The following is a 2434-nucleotide window of genomic DNA, read 5'->3' as shown; positions in this document are numbered from 1 at the left end:
AGTTTGCTGCTGCTAACCAAGAGGCTGTTGCACCTAATTCGTTGATACCTTCTTGTAATACTTGACCATCTTTTGCTTCACGATAGTAAGCCACTAAATCACGGTCTGAAGGAACATAGTTTTGACCATGCGGATTGTAGATACCTACTTGACGGAATAAACCTTCCATACCAAATGTACGAGCTTCATCCGCAATCATAGGAACGATCGTTTTACCGATATTTTTATCTTTTAATAAGATGTTTAATACACGAGTAAATGCCATTGTAGTTGAAATACCACGAGGTTGTTCTTCTAATAAGGCCTTAAATTCTTCTAATGCAGGTACTTTATATTCAACATCAAATTTAGTACGACGAGCAGGAACATAACCGTTTAATGCTTTACGGTGGCCATGTAAGTACTCATACTCAGGTGTGCCTTCAGCAAATTTAATGTATTCTAATTTTTCTACTTGCTCATCGGTTAATGGTAATTCGAAGAAGTCACGGAAACCTTTAAGGCTTTCGTAAGACATTTTTTTAGATTGGTGAGCGGTATTTTTACTTTCCGCTTCAGGGATTTTATAACCTTTAACTTGATGGGCTAAAATCACAACTGGCTTGGTCGCTTTTTGTGCTTTCGCATAAGCTGCATAAAGTTTTTCACTATCATGTGCACCACGGCGTAATGCCCAAATTTCATCATCCGTCATATCTGCTACTAATGCCGCAGTTTCTGGGTAACGACCGAAGAAGTGTTCACGCACGTAAGCACCGTCTTTAGATTTAAAGGTTAAATAATCGCCATCAACTACTTCCATCATTAACTGGGTTAATTTACCTGAAGTGTCTTTTGCGAATAATTTATCCCACTCGCTGCCCCACAATACTTTAATTACTTCCCAGCCAGCACCATTGAATAAACCTTCTAATTCTTGAACGATTTTACCGTTACCATTAACTGGACCGTCTAAACGTTGTAAGTTACAGCTGATAGTAAAAATTAAGTTATCTAATTTTTCACGTGCTGCGAAAGTTAATGCACCTTTAGACTCGATCTCATCCATCTCGCCATCGCCTAGGAATGCGTAAACTTTTTGATCTTTAGTATCTTTTAATCCACGGTTATCTAAGTATTTTAAGAAACGTGCTTGGTAGATAGCGTTTACAGGACCTAGACCCATTGAAACGGTAGAGAATTGCCAGAATTCAGGCATTAATTTCGGGTGTGGGTATGAAGATAAACCATCAACGAATGCTTCTTGACGGAAGTTATCCATTTGCTCTTCAGTTAAACGACCTTCTAAGAACGCACGTGCATACATACCTGGTGCTGCGTGACCTTGGAAGAAAATTAAGTCGCCACCGTTTTTCTCGGTTGCTGCTTTGAAGAAGTGGTTATAGCAAACTTCATACATGGTTGCTGCTGCTTGATAAGTTGAGATATGACCACCTAAGTCAAGATCTTTCTTCTGACTACGTAAAACCATTGCGATCGCATTCCAACGTACCGCAGAACGGATACGACGCTCGATTGCGTGATCACCTGGATAAGCAGGCTGCTCAGATGCTGGGATGGTGTTTACGTAATCTGTTGTTACACCTGTTGGTAATGAAACGCCATTTGTACGAGCTTGACCAATAACTTGCTCAATGATGTATTGAGCACGCTCAACGCCTTCTTCACGGATTAATGAATCTAATGATTGTAACCAATCTTGAGTTTCGATTGGATCTACGTCATTCACTAAAATCTCTGACATAGGTTTTCCCTTAATGTTATTAACTATGAATGGATAATAGAGCAAAAATGGGCTCTATCGTTTGCTCAAATGTTATGCAATAAGCCTTAGCAACAGCTTGCATCCTCAACTAAATTGCTTTGCAAAATTATTGTTAAAGCCTATCACATAGCGAATATCTATTTGATTTACAAAGATTTTCTCTAAAAAGTGAAAATGTTGTAAAAATGTAGATAAATTTTTAAATAAAGATAACAAAAAACAGTTGTTTTGTCTATTTTTTTGACCTGCACAATAGGAAAGATAAACTGAGCATTTAATCAAGCTTAATCGCTCTTGCTAAATCTTGAATTAATTTTGGTCCCGCGTAAATCATCCCTGAATAGACTTGCAACAATTTTGCTCCAGCATCAATTTTTTCTTGGCCTGATGCAACGGAATGAATACCACCACTACCAATAATCGGCAATGCACCATTTAATTCCTTAGCAAGCATACGGATTAAACGCGTACTGAGTACATTCAATGGCTTACCGCTTAATCCACCTTGCTGCTCGGCATTTTTAAGTCCTGCCACAGGATCACGCGAAAGCGTGGTATTTCCTGCAATCACGCCATCAATATGATGACGAATCATATGCAAATGTAATATTTACGAAAAGACTATGAGATTGAAAAAAGATGAAGTTACAGGAAAATGGATAGGATATG

Annotated in this window: 1 protein-coding gene and 1 pseudogene; both read right to left on the bottom strand. The window is 38.4% G+C overall.

Annotated features, from left to right (window positions below):
• Positions 1–1744 (bottom strand): pyruvate dehydrogenase (acetyl-transferring), homodimeric type (gene aceE, locus KH943_RS09850; protein ID WP_304110408.1); only part of this gene is annotated, 1744 nt, incomplete at its 3' end.
• A gap of 295 nt (positions 1745–2039) precedes the next feature.
• Positions 2040–2360, bottom strand: a pseudogene (locus KH943_RS09845) (quinone-dependent dihydroorotate dehydrogenase); the annotation flags it as partial.
• Positions 2361–2434: the final 74 nt, after the last annotated feature.

Origin of the sequence: Haemophilus parahaemolyticus, assembly GCF_018373095.1 — a bacterium.
In the GTDB taxonomy this organism is placed as follows: domain Bacteria; phylum Pseudomonadota; class Gammaproteobacteria; order Enterobacterales; family Pasteurellaceae; genus Haemophilus_A; species Haemophilus_A parahaemolyticus_A.
Note: the sequence above shows the minus strand (reverse complement) of the source record. Positions and strands in the feature narration are given on the sequence as shown.